At 65.0% G+C, this 14,051-nt stretch carries 12 protein-coding genes and 2 pseudogenes; 5 read left to right on the top strand and 9 right to left on the bottom strand.

All coding sequences use genetic code 11. The annotated features are described in order from the left end of the window. The first annotated feature begins 81 nt into the window (after positions 1-81). Positions 82-414, top strand: a complete 333-nt coding sequence (locus GQY20_RS01980) for a conjugal transfer protein TraD (RefSeq protein WP_157215360.1) — start codon at positions 82-84, stop codon at positions 412-414. A gap of 16 nt (positions 415-430) precedes the next feature. Then, positions 431-658 carry a conjugal transfer protein TraD gene (locus GQY20_RS01975; RefSeq protein ID WP_332836072.1) on the top strand — a complete coding sequence of 76 codons (228 nt, stop codon included), beginning with the start codon at positions 431-433 and terminating at the stop codon, positions 656-658. A 6-nt stretch (positions 659-664) separates the two neighbouring features. On the opposite strand, the pseudogene GQY20_RS01970 reads toward GQY20_RS01975, so the two are convergent. Next, a pseudogene (locus tag GQY20_RS01970) lies at positions 665-1,574 on the bottom strand (nucleotidyltransferase domain-containing protein). Between the two features lie 73 nt (positions 1,575-1,647). Continuing rightward, on the bottom strand, positions 1,648-2,004 hold the full coding sequence (locus GQY20_RS01965) for a sigma factor-like helix-turn-helix DNA-binding protein (RefSeq protein ID WP_232475842.1): 357 nt from the start codon (positions 2,002-2,004) through the stop codon (positions 1,648-1,650). 548 nt (positions 2,005-2,552) lie between these two features. Between GQY20_RS01965 and GQY20_RS01960 the strand changes: the two genes are divergently transcribed. Then, on the top strand, positions 2,553-2,759 hold the full coding sequence (locus GQY20_RS01960) for a helix-turn-helix transcriptional regulator (RefSeq protein WP_157215358.1): 207 nt from the start codon (positions 2,553-2,555) through the stop codon (positions 2,757-2,759). Between the two features lie 162 nt (positions 2,760-2,921). Here GQY20_RS01960 and GQY20_RS01955 read toward each other — a convergent pair whose 3' ends face one another. Together GQY20_RS01955 and GQY20_RS01950 are read right to left on the bottom strand one after the other, a co-directional pair. Continuing rightward, the gene (locus tag GQY20_RS01955; protein WP_157215357.1) at positions 2,922-5,462 is read right to left on the bottom strand and encodes a polynucleotide kinase-phosphatase; all 2,541 of its coding nucleotides are present in this window, start codon (positions 5,460-5,462) and stop codon (positions 2,922-2,924) included. Beyond that, on the bottom strand, positions 5,459-6,865 hold the full coding sequence (locus GQY20_RS01950) for a 3' terminal RNA ribose 2'-O-methyltransferase Hen1 (RefSeq protein ID WP_157215356.1): 1,407 nt from the start codon (positions 6,863-6,865) through the stop codon (positions 5,459-5,461). Before GQY20_RS01950 ends, GQY20_RS01955 begins: the two co-directional genes overlap by 4 nt. Before the next feature lie 383 nt (positions 6,866-7,248). Here GQY20_RS01950 and GQY20_RS01945 point away from each other — a divergent pair. Beyond that, positions 7,249-7,947: pseudogene (locus tag GQY20_RS01945) on the top strand (transposase). A gap of 413 nt (positions 7,948-8,360) precedes the next feature. Here the strand turns inward: GQY20_RS01945 and GQY20_RS01940 are convergent. The 3 genes from GQY20_RS01940 to GQY20_RS01930 are packed head-to-tail and all read right to left on the bottom strand — an operon-like array spanning position 8,361 to position 11,664. Beyond that, a complete protein-coding gene (locus GQY20_RS01940; protein WP_157215355.1) occupies positions 8,361-8,873 on the bottom strand; it encodes a Mov34/MPN/PAD-1 family protein in 513 nt (170 codons plus the stop codon). Between the two features lie 29 nt (positions 8,874-8,902). Continuing rightward, positions 8,903-10,453 carry a ThiF family adenylyltransferase gene (locus tag GQY20_RS01935; RefSeq protein ID WP_157215354.1) on the bottom strand — a complete coding sequence of 517 codons (1,551 nt, stop codon included), beginning with the start codon at positions 10,451-10,453 and terminating at the stop codon, positions 8,903-8,905. Continuing rightward, positions 10,450-11,664 carry a CBASS cGAMP synthase gene (locus GQY20_RS01930; RefSeq protein WP_157215353.1) on the bottom strand — a complete coding sequence of 405 codons (1,215 nt, stop codon included), beginning with the start codon at positions 11,662-11,664 and terminating at the stop codon, positions 10,450-10,452. The genes GQY20_RS01935 and GQY20_RS01930 overlap by 4 nt, the downstream gene beginning before the upstream one ends. Before the next feature lie 92 nt (positions 11,665-11,756). On the opposite strand from GQY20_RS01930, the gene GQY20_RS01925 reads away from it, so the two are divergent. Further along, complete coding sequence (locus GQY20_RS01925; protein ID WP_157215352.1) at positions 11,757-12,452, top strand: hypothetical protein; 696 nt, start codon at positions 11,757-11,759, stop codon at positions 12,450-12,452. Positions 12,453-12,469: 17 nt separating this feature from the next. Here GQY20_RS01925 and GQY20_RS01920 read toward each other — a convergent pair whose 3' ends face one another. Both GQY20_RS01920 and GQY20_RS01915 read right to left on the bottom strand, forming a co-directional pair. Then, positions 12,470-12,706: a hypothetical protein gene (locus tag GQY20_RS01920; protein ID WP_157215351.1), complete on the bottom strand. Its 237-nt coding sequence runs from the start codon at positions 12,704-12,706 to the stop codon at positions 12,470-12,472. A gap of 31 nt (positions 12,707-12,737) precedes the next feature. Next, complete coding sequence (locus tag GQY20_RS01915) at positions 12,738-14,051, bottom strand: SidA/IucD/PvdA family monooxygenase (protein WP_157215350.1); 1,314 nt, start codon at positions 14,049-14,051, stop codon at positions 12,738-12,740.

Raw genomic sequence — 14,051 nt, 5'->3', positions numbered from 1 at the left:
CCCAGGAGATTTCAGGCGGTTGCCGCTGATCGAGCCGGCCGATAACTGGTGTGTCCTCTCCACTCTAACGGAGGACCAACCATGCGCAAACCCCGCGACTATGCCGCCGAGCTCCGGGTGCTCGACGCCAAGGCGAAGCAGCTCAAGGCGCAGCGTATCCGCCAGCTCGGCGAGCTGGTGATCGCCTGCAGAGCCGACGGACTCGGTCCTGAGCAGCTCGCGGGCGCGCTGCTCGCCGCGAAGGACGCCAACGCCCAGGCCAAGGAGGCGTGGCGCCAGCGCGGCGCCGCCTTCTTTCGCGGCGGGAGCGGTGGAGCGAAGCAGGATGATCGCCGCTCTCGTCCGGAACAGAGCGGCACTTTGCCGTTTGACGGCCCGGCGGCATCGGATCGAGCTGACCCGCGCCCGTCATGATGCGCGCGAATGGATCGTGAAGCGGCGCGAGCGGACCCGGCAGCTGATCGAGCTGGGCGGGCTGGTCGCCAAGGCCGGGCTCATCGACCTCACCGATGATGACCGGGCCGTCCTGTTCGGTGCTTTCCTTCAGGTCGCCGGCAAGCTGAGCGGCGAAGAACGAGAGCAGGCGCTGTTGATCTGGCGGCGACGCGGCAAGCGCGCGTTCGAAGAGGATGCGCAGGCGAAGGCGGACGGCGGCTGAGTGTGGTTAGCTCTCGGCGAGCCGCTGCTCACAGATCGCGCGCACGAGATCCTGCAGGATGGCGACGCGCTTGCCGAGCCAGTCCAGCTCCTCGTCGCTGATCTTGTAGTGCGGCGAATAGCGGGCGTTCACATAAGCCTGGCGCAGCAGCTCGAAGCAGCGCCGGCTGAACTTGTCCTCGCGCGGCCAAGCCGCAATCAGCGCCGGCAATCTCTTCGCAATGCGAGCGCAGGAAATTAAGCTTGTGCGATTTGGGCGAGTACAACCGCAGCACGAGCATCGTGCAGTGATAGAGCTGTTCGGTAGCCTGATGCAGCTCGAACGCGGCCTTCCGATGCCAGGTCGCCGTATCCGGTTGGGTTCGTTGCCACTCGGCCGTCGCGAGAGAACTCGCGGCGGTCGCGAACCAGCGGTCGAAATACTCCTGCGCCTCTGCCCGCGCCTGTGCGGGCGGCAGCTTCTGCGGCGTCGTGAATCCGAAATTCTCCGCCTCATAGAGCGCGATGCCCTGGCGCACGATGTCGATGAAGAAGGGCCGCCCGCGCTCAAGCTGCTTGTTCACATCCGTGAAGCTGTGGACGATGAAGTTGACCGGTGCGCTGAGGCTGTGCGTGATGCTGGTCTCGCGCATCAGCCGGTCGTCGGCCGCCGCCCAATAATCCACCACATCGGTCAGCCGCTCGTCATTGACGACGACGAGGATATCATAGTCGGACTGGTAGCCGCCGACCGGATCGTCGACCCAGTCGCCCCTCGCATAGCTGCCGTAGAGGATGAGCTTGAGGATACGCCCCTTCTTCTTCCAGGGCTGGGTCGCGCGGGCGAGCGCTTCGTCGAACTCCTCGAACAGGATGCGCACGATATCGGCAAGCTCGCGCTGCTTGGTCGCCGGCAGATGGTCGAGGCTGGTCTGCATCACAAAGGCCTTCCTAACCGCTCGGGTCCGGTTGGGACAGTCTCGCCGGTTGCGGCCGGCGAGACCCTCCTGATCAGGATCGATTCCTGCGGCCGATCCATCGCAACAGGCGCCGCCACCACGGAACCGGTGGGTATCCGTCAATCGCATCGCAGAGCTGCCGAATGGCGATACGGAACTGCCGTTCCACTTGTCGGCGCGAGAGCCCGGTGCGTTCCACGATCTCGGCGAATGGCATATGATCGAGCCGGGCAGCGAGGAAGATCTGCCGCCGGATGTTCGGCATGCGCAGCAGCGCCTGCTCCATCCGTTCGAGATGCTCAGCCTCGGTGAGATGCTGCGCCATCACGCTGCCTCCAGTGCGAGGCCAGCAGATGGTCGGCCGCCTGCTCGGGGCACAGAGGCTCTGCCGGTCGATCTTGCGGTCCATCGTCCTTGCTCCTTTCCAAAACCACCGCAACCGGCGCCGGATCGGCGGGTGGGCGGCAGGAGCGAACCGACGGTCCCGCCGGCAGAGGCGGGCCGCACCTCCGGGGTCCCCGTTGCGCTTGCGCAATGGGGTGGGTCCATGGCCGCAATGCAATGGAGGACCCCGGCCTGCCGGGGTTGCAGCCCGCCGCGGCGGGACCACAGGGCCGCGACGCCCACCCGCCGACACGGTGCCGGAGGCACCCGACGCCAGCGCGCCTGGCGCGCTGTCCGCATGCCGCAGCGAAGCAAGGCCTGAACAGGGAAGTCGACGAGTCGCGCAAAGCGACTCGAGCGAATCATCGACGCTACGGCAGCAACCGCGCCGACCGCCGAGATGCTCTGGGACGTCAGGCCCGAGACCGACCCAATCCGCTGATGGCCTTGATGGGACCTTTATGGCGCACCACGGCGCGCCACGGGGAATCTCGATCCCACGCCTCTTGCATCCACTCATCCGATCCCGATCCTGCTCGCGGGGGACGACAGCAGTGCAAGGAGACCCAGCCGATGTCAGAAACCCCCGACCGCATCCTCCGGCTCAACGCGGTGCTCGACCGCACCGGGCTCAGCCGGGCGACGCTCTATCGCAAGATCCAGCAGGGCACGTTCCCCAGGCAGATCGCGATCAGCACCCGCTGCGCCGGATGGCGCGAGTCCGCCATCGCCGCCTGGATGCGCAATCCCATGTTCTATTCTGCCGAGCAGGGGGAATAGATGTCGCTGGACAGCGGACCAGCGGGAATGCGCCCTACATCCGGTCGTTCCGGTGCTCGTTGAGCACACCTAAAAGCTGCCCTTCGCGTCACGTAAGGAGCCGTTTCCTCCGGGCCATAAGCGGCCCGGAGAAAACCCGGCTAAGTGTCAGTTCAATCCCAGCTAGAGGCGGGGATCGACCGGCTCCGTCTCCATCGCCAACACGCCGAACACCGCTTGGTGCACCCGCGTCAGCGGTGCATGCTCGACGAAGCGGTGTAGCGCTTCCAAACCCAGCGCGAACTCGCGCATCGCCATCGAGCGTTTGTGGCCGAGTCCGCGCTTCTTGAGGCGCGACAGGTTTTCGGGCCGGTCGTAGTCAGGGCCGTAGATGATCCGCAGATATTCGCGGCCACGGCACTTGATCGCCGGCTGGAGCGGACCCTTTTGCCCGCGCGCGATGAAGTCGAGCGGCTTTACCACCATGCCTTCGCCGCCGGCCGCGGTCATCCCCTCCCACCAGGCAATGGCATCGGCGACCTTCGCAGGGTCTTCGAGGTCGATCTGGCGATAGTCGGTCGCGACCAGCATCGCCGGGTCAGCCGCCGCCAGACGGTGCGCCATCGCCATGTGCCAGAGATGATCGCGCGCATCGTGCACCGCGCCTTCACTGGCTAGCAGGTGGAAGGGTGCGATGCGCAGGTCGTCGATCCCGGCGAAGGGCGCAACATAGCGGTTGTAGGCCGCCCGGTAGCGCACCGCGTCGTCCAAGCGCGTGGCAGCAGCCTCGGCCAGATCTTCAACCGCGACACCGCGTGCCCGTGCCGCCGCGAGTGCCTGTGACGCCGCATCCAGCCCGGCGATCGCAGCCGATCCCACCGCCGCATATTGGCCGCGGACCAGCGACCCGGCCTTCATGCTCCACGGCATGATCTCCGCGTCCCACAGCACCCAGTCGGAGCCAAGCTCCTCCCACAACCCCGATGCCTCCATCGCTGCGTCGAGTCGGTGCATCGCCGCCGCCTCGATCGCTGCGTCGTTGAAGAAGCGCCGTCCGGTTCGCGTAACGATAACACCACGCGAGCCGTCATGGACGCCGAAGCGCTTCTCGGCGACGCTCTGGTTCCGCGCGAGCACGATCAGCGCGCGCGATCCCATATGCTTCTCTTCGGCCACGAGCGTTTTGACGCCCTTCGAGCCATAGTAAGCGAACGCCTCCTCGGGCCGCTCAAGCCAGCCGTCCATGACGCTGGTCTCAGCCGGCGACATGGTGGGAGGCAAGTGGATCAGCCAGCGCGGGTCCACGGCGTAGCGGCTCATCACCTCGAGCGCCGCCGCGGCATTGTCCTCCCGCACCGTGACGAAGCCATAGAGCCGCGTTTCGATCGCCTGCTTGCCCAGTACGTCGCCAATGTCGAGCTGATGCTGACCCAGCCCCGTGTCCGCCGCCGGAGCCTCCAGCGGGCGGATCGGTTCATAATAGGTCCGCTCGGCCGGCACCGAAACCAGCTCCAACTCAGGATAGCGCAGCGCGGTCAGCTTGCCGCCGAACACACAGCCGGTGTCGACGCAAATCGTGCCGTTGACCCAGTTGGCCTCCAGCACCGGCGTGTGGCCGTACACGACCTTGGCCTTGCCCTTGTAATCCGCCGCCCAGTCCCAGCGCACCGGCAGGCCGAACTCGTCGATCTCGCCGGTCGTCTCGCCATACATGCAGAAGCTGCGCACCGCGCCCGATGCGCGGCCCTGCATCTCTTCCTTGAGGCCCGCATGCGCGACGACGAGCTTGCCTCCGTCGAGGACATAGTGGCTGATCAGGCTGCCGAGCCATTGACGCATCTCGGCCAGGAACTCGGGCGGCTCCTGCGCCAACTGCTCGATCGTCTCGCCAAGGCCATGGCTGACCTTGACGTTGCGACCGTCGAGATGGCGCTTGAGCTTGTCGTCGTGGTTCCCGACCACGACTAGGCCGGTTCCGCTATCGACCATGTGCTTAGCGACGCGCAGCACGTCGGGCGAGCGCGGGCCGCGATCCACCAGGTCGCCGACGAACACCGCGCGACGCCCCTCGGGTGGCGTGACCTGCACCTCCTTGCCGTTCCAGGCAACCGCATAGCCGAGCTCGCCGAGCAGCGTTTCGAGCTCGGTTGCACAACCATGGATATCGCCAATGATATCGAACGGCCCGGTCTCCTCGCGGCGATCGGTCCACAGGCGCGTGCGGGTAATCTCGACCGCGTCGACTTCCTCGACCGAGCGCAACCGATGGACATAGCGAATGCCTTCGCGGTTCATGCCGCCGATCGATCGCTTGAGCGCCTGTGCATGGCGACGCACCGGACCGTCGCCGAACTGGCGATCCGGGCGCTCCTTATTGCGCGCCACGGCCAGCTCGACGGGAAGATCGAACACGATCGCGACCGCCAGCGCATGCCATTTACGCGCAAGCGAGATCAGCGTCTTGCGCGACTCCGGCTGGACATTGGTCGCGTCCACCACCGTGAGGCGCCGCCCCTTGAGCCGCTTCTCCACCACATAGTGAAGCACATCGAACGCGTCGCCGGTCGCGTCCTGATCGGTCTCATCATCGGCGACCCATCCGCGCATCCGGTCCGACGAGATAACCTCGGTCGGCAGGAAATGCTTGGCCGCAAAGCTCGACTTGCCGGTGCCAGAAGCACCGACCAGCAGCACGAGCGCAAATTCGGGAATCTCGATCTTCATGCCGCGGTCTTCGCTTCATCCATGCGCGTGAAAATGGCGACTTGGGTCGCGTGGCCATGAGTGGGGTCTTCAGTGCCGATTCCGTCAAAACGGATGGCATAGCCATGGGCGAGCGCCACGCTTTCCGCCCAATGCCGGAACTCGGCGCGGGTCCATTCGAAGCGATGGTCGGGGTGTCGCATCGCGTCGGGCTTCATGCCCTCGAACAGCGCGTTGTATTCGCGGTTCGGCATCGTCACGATCACCGCGCCTGGCCGCGCATGGCCGAACACATTGGCCTCGAACGCGGGCAGCCGCTCGGCCTCCATATGCTCGATCACCTCGATCACCGCGGCGACGTCGAACCCCTTCAGGCGATCGTCGCGATAGACGAGCGAGCCTTGGAGCAGCTCGATCCGCTGGCGCTTCATGTCGGGCATGTGGTCAAGCTTCAGGCGATCGCCGGCGCCGGCGAGCACGCGCGGTGCCACCTCCACCCCGGTGATCTTGCTGAGCCCCGGAAGCTTGAGCAGTTCGCGCAGCAACCGGCCCTCGCCGCAACCAAGATCGACCACGCTCACAGCACTAAGCTCGCGGATCATCGCGACCACGCGCTCCATCCGCTGGTCGTTGAGGCGGATCGGCTTCTCGATCGCCTCCTCGGCCGAATCCCGCACGGCATGTTCCTCGACCTCCTCGGCTTCGACGCGCTCATCGAGCTGCTGACGCGCCTTGCGCACGAGCCCGCCAAAGCCACGCAGATAGCGACGCACGATCAACTCGCGATCGGGGTGCGTCTCGAGCCAGCCCTCGCCCTTGCGGAGCAGCTTCTCGACCTCGGCCTCACCGACATAATAATGCTTGTTGTTATCGAGCACCGGGATCAGCACGAACAGGTGCGTCAGCAGCGCGGCCAGCCGCACCTGACCACTGAGTCTCAACGTGACATAGGGGCTATTGCCCCAATCGGGATGCGCGGGATCAAGCGGGATCGCGTCAACCTCGACCGTATATCCGAGCGGCGCGAACATGCGCTCGAGCAGAGCCAGTCCACCGCGCGCAGGCAATGGCGTGATCATCGCCTCGAGCGGGATCGCCTGATCGGCCAGCTCCTGCCGAATCTTCGAACGCCCACCCATCGCCGTGTTGAGCAGTCGCCCCAACGCGACCGACAGCAGCGACGACGCTGCATAGGGCCGGTCGTTGACATATTGATCCTCGATGCTGCCCTTGCCGCGCACCAGCTCGACCGCGTCGACTTCAAGCGTGATCGCGGCGGTGCAGCGCTCCTCCGTCGCCTCGGGGTAGAACAGCGTCGCCTTGCCGAAGCTCAGATCGACGACATGCACATTGTCGGGGTGCTTCATCAGTAGAAAGCCGAGATCGGTCGCGGGGTGATGCGTCGTAGTGATCGTCAGGAGCATGGAATGATCCAGGTATGAAAAAGCCCCGTCGAGGGCTCGGCGGGGCTGCGGTCATGGTCGGGTGCTAGGAATGGGTCCGACTATGGCGCAGCCTGGGCGTGAGGATACGGGTTGAAGGCGCGCAGTTCTGCGGCGCAGGAAGCGCTGCGAATGCTCAGGAGGACGTTCCGGCGTGCCATGCCTGATCATTGCTCGCCAGCCAGAGTCCGTCAAGCGCCGGATAGCGCCCGGTAGCTGCTAACGGAGTGCACTATCATCGACTGGCGGCTACGCGCCCTAACTCAGGCCTTAGAGCGAGATGATGTTTCGCTGAATCGAGGGGGATTCCGCTGGCTGTGATTTTCTGATTCAAGATGTTTGCTGGGCTGAGGAGGCCGGCAAGCATGGCAAAGCCCTATTCGATGGATTTGCGCGAGCGGGCGGCGGCGCGCTTTGGCGTGGCGCCGAGTTCGGCGATCAAATGGGTCCGGCGTGTCCGGGAGACGGGGAGCGCCGCGCCGGGGAAGATAGGCGGCTACAAGCCGAACATTTTATCGGGCGATAATCGAACCTGGCTGCTGGAGCGGATCATGACGGACTTCACGCTGCGCGGGCTGGTAGCCGAGTTGGCGGAGCGTGGGGTGAAGGTCGATTACGTGCAGGTCTGGCGCTTCGTTCATGCCGAGGGGCTGAGCTTCAAAAAAGCGTACTGCCCGCCGAGCAGCTTCGGCCGGCAATCACTCGTCGGCGCGAGCAATGGAAGACGTATCAGGGCCAGCTTGATCCGACGCGGCTCGTCTTCATCGATGAAACCTGGGCGAAGACCAACATGACGCCGTAGCGCGGCTGGGCGCCGGTCGGTCAGGCGGCCTGCCATCCGTAAGGCGATCCGCAGCGCTGGCGCCAAACTCCTGTTCTTGCCGCCCTACAGTCCCGATCTCAATCCGATCGAGCAGGTCTTCGCTAAGCTCAAGCATCTCATGCGAAAGGCTGCCGAGCGCACTCGCGATGCCACCTGACAGCGCATCGGCTCTCTGCTCGAGGCCTTCAGCCCAGCCGAATGCCGCAATTACCTCGCCAACGCCGGTTATGGATCAAGGTAGTGTTATCCCGCTCTAGAGATCGGCGTAGGTGATCCCGGGAGCTGCCGCACGCGGGTTCGCGCGGCTATCACGATGGCAGCAGAACCGATTAAGGCTGCCGAGACGACTACGATGATCCCTAAAAATGCCCTTCATGGTGATCGTGCCTTCGAAAGCTACGGCCTGGCCGATACGCAAGGACAGTTGGGCGTCGTTGCTCAATGGCGTCGGTCCGTCCCGTGACATAGGTCACCTACAGCGCCGGCACTGAGGTTTGTCACGGTCGACGCCTTGGCAGCGCGCGACTTTGCGCCAGCCGCTGCCGCGCCCAAGCCCCAACCAGCGTGCTGTGCGCGGCAATCAAGCCCGCGATCCCCGGCGGCTTCGCAGAAGAGCCGGCGTGCGCTCCGCTGATCCCGCGCACCCAACGCCGGTCAGCGCGCGGCGCCGCCAATTCCTCGCCAGAACAGGGTCCGGGTGACCGGCCGCTTGGTTTCATCCACCTCCGGTGCGGCAAATATCAGATGCCCTGCATCCTGATCGGCAAGCCCCAGCTCAACCGCGAACGAGCGAAGCCATGCGGCCGCAAAATAGAGATTGGGCGTCGCGCACCCGGCATCCACCAGCCCGAGCATCGGGCGACTCGATGTCCGCACCAGGGTCCGCCATGCGGAGTGATCGACCCCGGAAGCATCGGCGGTCCCGTGCGGATGCGAGTGCCAATCGCCGACGAGGCTCTCGATACCGCCACTGCGTTCCCAAGCCGCGTGAATCTGGTCGCGGTGCGACGGACACAAGCGTTCGAAGCTGATGCCGCTCGCGCGGTCGAGCGGCCCCTGCCTGGTCAGGCTGGTGACCTCGATATGGGGCCCGCGTCGTATGCCGATCAGAAAGCCGCCGGTCTCGTTGGGAAGATGAAGTGATCGTTCCGTCCGGATGGTGCGCATGACCCACGCCGGAAGCAGGACATAGGCTGTCACAGGGCAGCGCAGGCGGGACAGGCTGGAGAACGGTCCGGACTTTTAGGATCGCGCCGGACGCTCGCTTCCCAATCGATTCGGACGGTGCGCAGCAGATGGTGCGGCCGACCGAGCCCCCAGTCCTCGGCATGGCTTGCGGCGAGACTCGCGGCCGCCATTGAGGCTGCCGGGCCATAGCGCGAGACGGGCTGGGTGCCGCAGGCCGCGACGGGTTCGGCAACGGGCTCCTTTAAGGGATCAAACCGCCCCGGTTTGGAGAGGTCGGGCTGCAGGCAGCGGAGGCAAGCATGCTTCTCATCGACGCTTAAAAAGCTCTGCGTCGCCGCGCCATGCCCGGCGATCCAGCTGTAGAGCAGCGCCGGGCATGGTTGTTCGGCAGCTCGCCGCTGCAATGCCCAGGCGTTCAGCCAGTCGCTGAATGATTGCTCGCCGGTTGCATCGATCACCAGATCCGCAGCGGCGAGCACCGCTGCCTGATCCTGTGCCGCTGTGCAGATCGGGACAATGTCGACGCCAGGAAAGTCGCGGGCGACCAGCTCGGCGCAACCTTCTGCCTTGTAGCGCCCGACCTCGCCCAGACCCAATTGATGTCGGCGGACATTAGGCCGGTCGAGTTTCTCGGGATCGATGATGGCAAACCGCGCGCCAACGCCGGCGCCGCTCTGGGCGAGCATTCGCGCCAGGTAGCCGCCGATCGCGCCGCAGCCGATCTGGACGATGGTGCGCCCCGCGAGCGGTGCGGTCCCATTGGGACCGTTGACACCAAACAGGCTGGCGAGGTCGGTCCGACGGCCTTCGCTGCGCTCGATCGGCAAGCTGCGCGCGGCAGTCGATCGCACGAAGCGCTGCCATGCCTGGGGCCGGCCGAGCGTCTCCCTGAACTTGGCGCCGCGGGCCGAGACCATCACCGTGGCGACGATCGTTCCGTTCGGCGCGCTCAGCGCGATTGCGGGATCGCGCGCGGTGAGCCGCGCCAACCCCGTGACCATTTTATCCGCGAGCGTAGCGTCCCAGAAGCTGGCCCAGTCGAGCAGTTCGCCAAGCGTGCCGGGCTTGGCTTGATGCGCCTCGAACGACAGCGTGGCGGCGGTGGTAAGGTGCGCCAGATTCGCCGGCACCTTGGTCCCCCTGGCACTCGGGAGCTCGAGATAGGTGCTGGACCAGTATGAAAGAAATTCCTCGGCAATCTCCCGCGTCCCGGCCTTGGTCATTCCGCGCTCGAGCACTTCGCCCGCGCGAACGATAAGACCGAGCACCTGTTCCGGCGCCTGATAGCGGTCGAATATATAGATTCGCCGGTCAACGACGCAGAGTTCGCCGGCTTCGTCGACATGCGGGACGACCTTGCGGCCGAGCATCGTCGTATCGGACAGGTAGAAGCGAGGCGCATCGGCAAGGGCCAGATCCGCGAAGCGCGCGCGCAGGGGTACCATGGCGGGCCCAACCGCAACCTGCCCAACCAAGTCGAGACCGTCGGCGGTAAGCCGCGGCTTGAAGCCGAGTTGCGCGGCCGCATCGATGACCGGCCGGATGGTCTCCATGTTCATCCCGACTTGGTCCGCGGCACCAGCGCGGCGGGTTGGCGCTGCGCGGGCGTGCTGCGCACCATCTCGACCGCGCCTACCGCGGCGATCAGATCCTCCCGCTCGGGCACGCGGGCACCAAACGCCTTGCGCGCCCGGGCAAGCGCGATCGTCTTGTGAAACGTACCATCGATTGCCGCCTCCAGCTCGTCCGCCGCCTCGGCGAACAAGCTCCGGACCCGCTTGCGATATTGCGGCGTCCAGCCCAAGCAGAGATGCTTGGCGGCATCACCGGGAAAGACCGGGTTCTCGACGGGCTGGTCCGCCAGCCGCGCGATTTCGCGTGCCGCACTGACGATGGCGAGATCGAGCCTTCCCGCATCAAGACCGCCCAGATTCTCGATTGCGCGCACGACGCTCGCCATGATGCAGATCGAGCTCAGGCCATCGTCGAGCCTGGCGTCGCGCAGCCCCTTGAAGCAGCGCGAAAGGTCGCGGACCTGGGAACCGTAAAGGTCGATCGCCGCGCGGAACCATTTCTCGAGACGGCGCGGATCGGATTCGATCCAGCCGCTGCTGCGATGCGCGAGGATGATTTCGGCGGCGGCAAGGTCGCGGTAGATGCGCTCGTCGAGTTCACGCGAATCGCGGATCTCGCTCGCCTTGGCCATCTTCGCGACCGCGGCGACCTCAACGAGCTGCTCGAAGGCTTCGTCGCGGATCGCGTAGAGCGGAAGATCGATGTGCAGGCGCCAATCGATCTCTACGCGCACGCACGAGTTCTTGGCCTTGCCCGGATTGAGCCTCCAGCCCTGGGCCTCGCACAGCGGGCCGAGCGCACGCTCGACGATCCGGAAGTAGGTGCTGGAGGCGATCGTCGGACGGGCTCGGCCATTCACGGTGACGAAGGAGATCGGGAGATAGACGCCATCGTCTTGGTCGATCTGCTGGTCGGGCGGGTTCTGGCAGTCGTTGGCGGTGTGATAGGCGAAGCTGCCCTGGATGCGGAATTTCGGGGTCGGCAGGCGCGGGGTCGCCGAGGCGACAACCAGCGAATCCTGCAGTTCGATGCGCGACACGAAATGGTGCCAGTTACGAAACGCGCTGCGCAATGTGTCGCGAATCTTCTCGCGCGCGGTGGTGAGCACCACGCGATCCCTTTCGGGAACGCGGATCTCGGCGAGATAGCCTTCGTCCGTCCCCATCAGCTTGTGCAGGTTCAACTTGGTGACCACCGGAGCGTCCTTGCCTATGTATATATGTACATATATACACGTTCTGCCAGCCCTTGCAAGAACAAGCGTGGAACAGGAAGGAGTGCCCCGCAATGGTATTTGCGCTGAACCGCTCAATGTTGATCGTGGCAGGCGTGACGCTCGTCGTCGGCCTGATCTGCGCAATCGTGCTCGTCGATGGCGGCGCCTCGTCGGGGGAAATCTGGGCAAGGCGCGGGTCGGTGATACTGGCGGTGAACCTGGTGATCGGCGCGCTGTGCATCCCACGCGTCTTCGCGCTCGCGCACGGGATCAGCTTCGCCAGATATTGGTGGTTCCCTCTGCTAGACGGCGAGTGGGACGCGGAGATTCATTCGAACTGGCCGCGTATCCGCAAGATGCACGAGGCTGCACTCAGCAAAGCGTCACGGTTCGATGCGCTACGCGACACGCTGAGCGCTGAGGAAGAGGCGGAGAGCGTGATCCGGGCCTCGGTGGTCATTCGCTCGTCGCTCATCCTGTTTTCTCTTCGACTGGAGCCCCACGGGTCGGCGCGGATCAGCCGCAGCCAATTCGTGCGCCCGCGCTGGAGTAAGCCGGACCTGCCCGAGCTTGCCTATGTCTACGAGCAAATCGACCCGGGCCGGGTGGCCGCCACCGATTCCCGGCGCCATTTCGGCGCGGGTATCATCCGCTACGACAGCGACAATGATACTCTCTGCGGCGAATACTGGACGCAGCGGCGCGAAGACCTAGGCTTCAACACCGCCGGAACAATCCTGCTGACGCGCAAGGAAAAGACGGCCTGACGCGTCCGGCGAACGCGTCAGTCGGCCTTCGCCGCCTTGGCAGCCGTTTTCTTGGCAGACGGCTGCTTCGCGGCGGCGAGCGCAGCCTCGTTATCGACAAGTTTGCGCAACGCCTTACGAATCAGGGCGCCCTTGCTGGTTGATGCGTGGAAGGCGAGCTTCTTCAACTCCTCGTCAAGACCGGCGGGGAGGTACACGGTGCGCAGGACCATTGTCTCCTGGTCCTCGTCATGATTGTGCGCGGTGTTCGTCATAGTCGCCTATATATACATATGTACACCCCAATCAAGACGCGATATAGGATGGAAGATAGCGATCGAGGATTCGATCGCTCATCGCCCCCAGCGCCATCAGGCTCATGAAGCCGGGACCGACTGCCTGTGACAGCATCGGCGCGTGGATAGGTCCTGGAGCTTCGTTGAACAATTCGAGATATTTGCTCATTCCGTCGGCCACCGCTTCGCGCATCGCCTTCTGCTTCTTCGCATTCGCGGCCGTCAGCCTGTCCCGCATGGCGGGGGGCAGCAGTGTCGCGAACCACCATGTGTCAAAGCCCGAGGCGTCGATCGCCAGTGACGCATAGGTGCCGATCGTCTTACCCGAACGGCGATATTCGACGAGAATTTCCTCGCCCGCCAGGCCGGTGCGCACCTCGATCTTCTCGCCGCGGCCGGGCTCGAAGCGGACCTTGGGCGAGCGCGCCAGTTCGTCGGAGATGGTCGACCATACAACTCCGCGGTTGAGACGGTCAGTGAAACCGCGGCGCGTGTTCGGCTCGAGGCGCTCCCAGATCGCATCGTCCGTGAAGATCTGACTTTCGAAAAATGCTTCCGAGCGCGTGAACAGCGCGGCCTGGTCGCCGATGATGAGGATGTCGCGCGGCGGCCGTGCCCGTACCGTCCGCGCCGCGATCGCCGCGGCAGTGCCGCCCGCGCCCAAGATGATGACCGGCTCGTCGGAAGCGGTCGGCTGGGCGAGGAAACCGTCGGGATCTTTCCAGAAATCGCGGCCGTCCGTGATCCGGGCGCTTGTACCGAGGCGCTCGACCCGGTGCAGCGGCGCGCCCGGTCCAGTGAAGACGACGCCGTCAAAGAGGCCCTGCGATCGGCTGCGGCCGCCAGGCCCGCGGCGATGGATCCGCCAGCCATGTGGCGTGGGCTCTAGCCGCGTCACGGTGCCGATCTCGAGCGTAGCCGACGACTTCGCGATCGCCCATTCGACGTAGCCGGCAAATTCGGCATGCGTCGGAGGCGACCGGCCGCGATTCACCCAGTTATTGAAGCCGGATTGCGCGTCGGCGCGGACATGCTCGAGCAGGTAGGCGCCCCAGGAATATTCGGCATACATGGCCGCCGCGATCCGGGGATCGAACACGCCTGCGTCATAAGGAAAGCCGAGGTCGCGTTCGGCAGGCGTGCACAGCCGCGCCTCGCCATCGGTGTAGCCGTACCTTCCAGACCAGTTCGCTGCGACAGCGGATTGCTCGAAAATCGTGACCTGCAGCTGAGGTTTCTGAACGCGATTGAGGATATCAGCCTTGGCAGCGATCGCCGCAGCCTTCGGTCCCGCACCAACGATCGCGATGTGCTTCCCAGACAA

The sequence above is a fragment of the Flavisphingomonas formosensis genome (assembly GCF_009755815.1).
Taxonomy (GTDB): domain Bacteria; phylum Pseudomonadota; class Alphaproteobacteria; order Sphingomonadales; family Sphingomonadaceae; genus Flavisphingomonas; species Flavisphingomonas formosensis.
Note: the sequence above shows the minus strand (reverse complement) of the source record. Positions and strands in the feature narration are given on the sequence as shown.

Excerpts from the sequence above, each read along its gene's own strand:
- GQY20_RS01980 (WP_157215360.1), top strand. The coding sequence starts at position 82 with ATGCGCAAACCCCGCGACTATGCCGCCGAGCTCCGGGTGCTCGACGCC.
- GQY20_RS01965 (WP_232475842.1), bottom strand. The coding sequence starts at position 2,004 with ATGGACCGCAAGATCGACCGGCAGAGCCTCTGTGCCCCGAGCAGGCGG.
- GQY20_RS01960 (WP_157215358.1), top strand. The coding sequence starts at position 2,553 with ATGTCAGAAACCCCCGACCGCATCCTCCGGCTCAACGCGGTGCTCGAC.
- GQY20_RS01955 (WP_157215357.1), bottom strand. The coding sequence starts at position 5,462 with ATGAAGATCGAGATTCCCGAATTTGCGCTCGTGCTGCTGGTCGGTGCT.
- GQY20_RS01950 (WP_157215356.1), bottom strand. The coding sequence starts at position 6,865 with ATGCTCCTGACGATCACTACGACGCATCACCCCGCGACCGATCTCGGC.
- GQY20_RS01940 (WP_157215355.1), bottom strand. The coding sequence starts at position 8,873 with ATGCGCACCATCCGGACGGAACGATCACTTCATCTTCCCAACGAGACC.
- GQY20_RS01935 (WP_157215354.1), bottom strand. The coding sequence starts at position 10,453 with ATGAACATGGAGACCATCCGGCCGGTCATCGATGCGGCCGCGCAACTC.
- GQY20_RS01925 (WP_157215352.1), top strand. The coding sequence starts at position 11,757 with ATGGTATTTGCGCTGAACCGCTCAATGTTGATCGTGGCAGGCGTGACG.
- GQY20_RS01920 (WP_157215351.1), bottom strand. The coding sequence starts at position 12,706 with ATGACGAACACCGCGCACAATCATGACGAGGACCAGGAGACAATGGTC.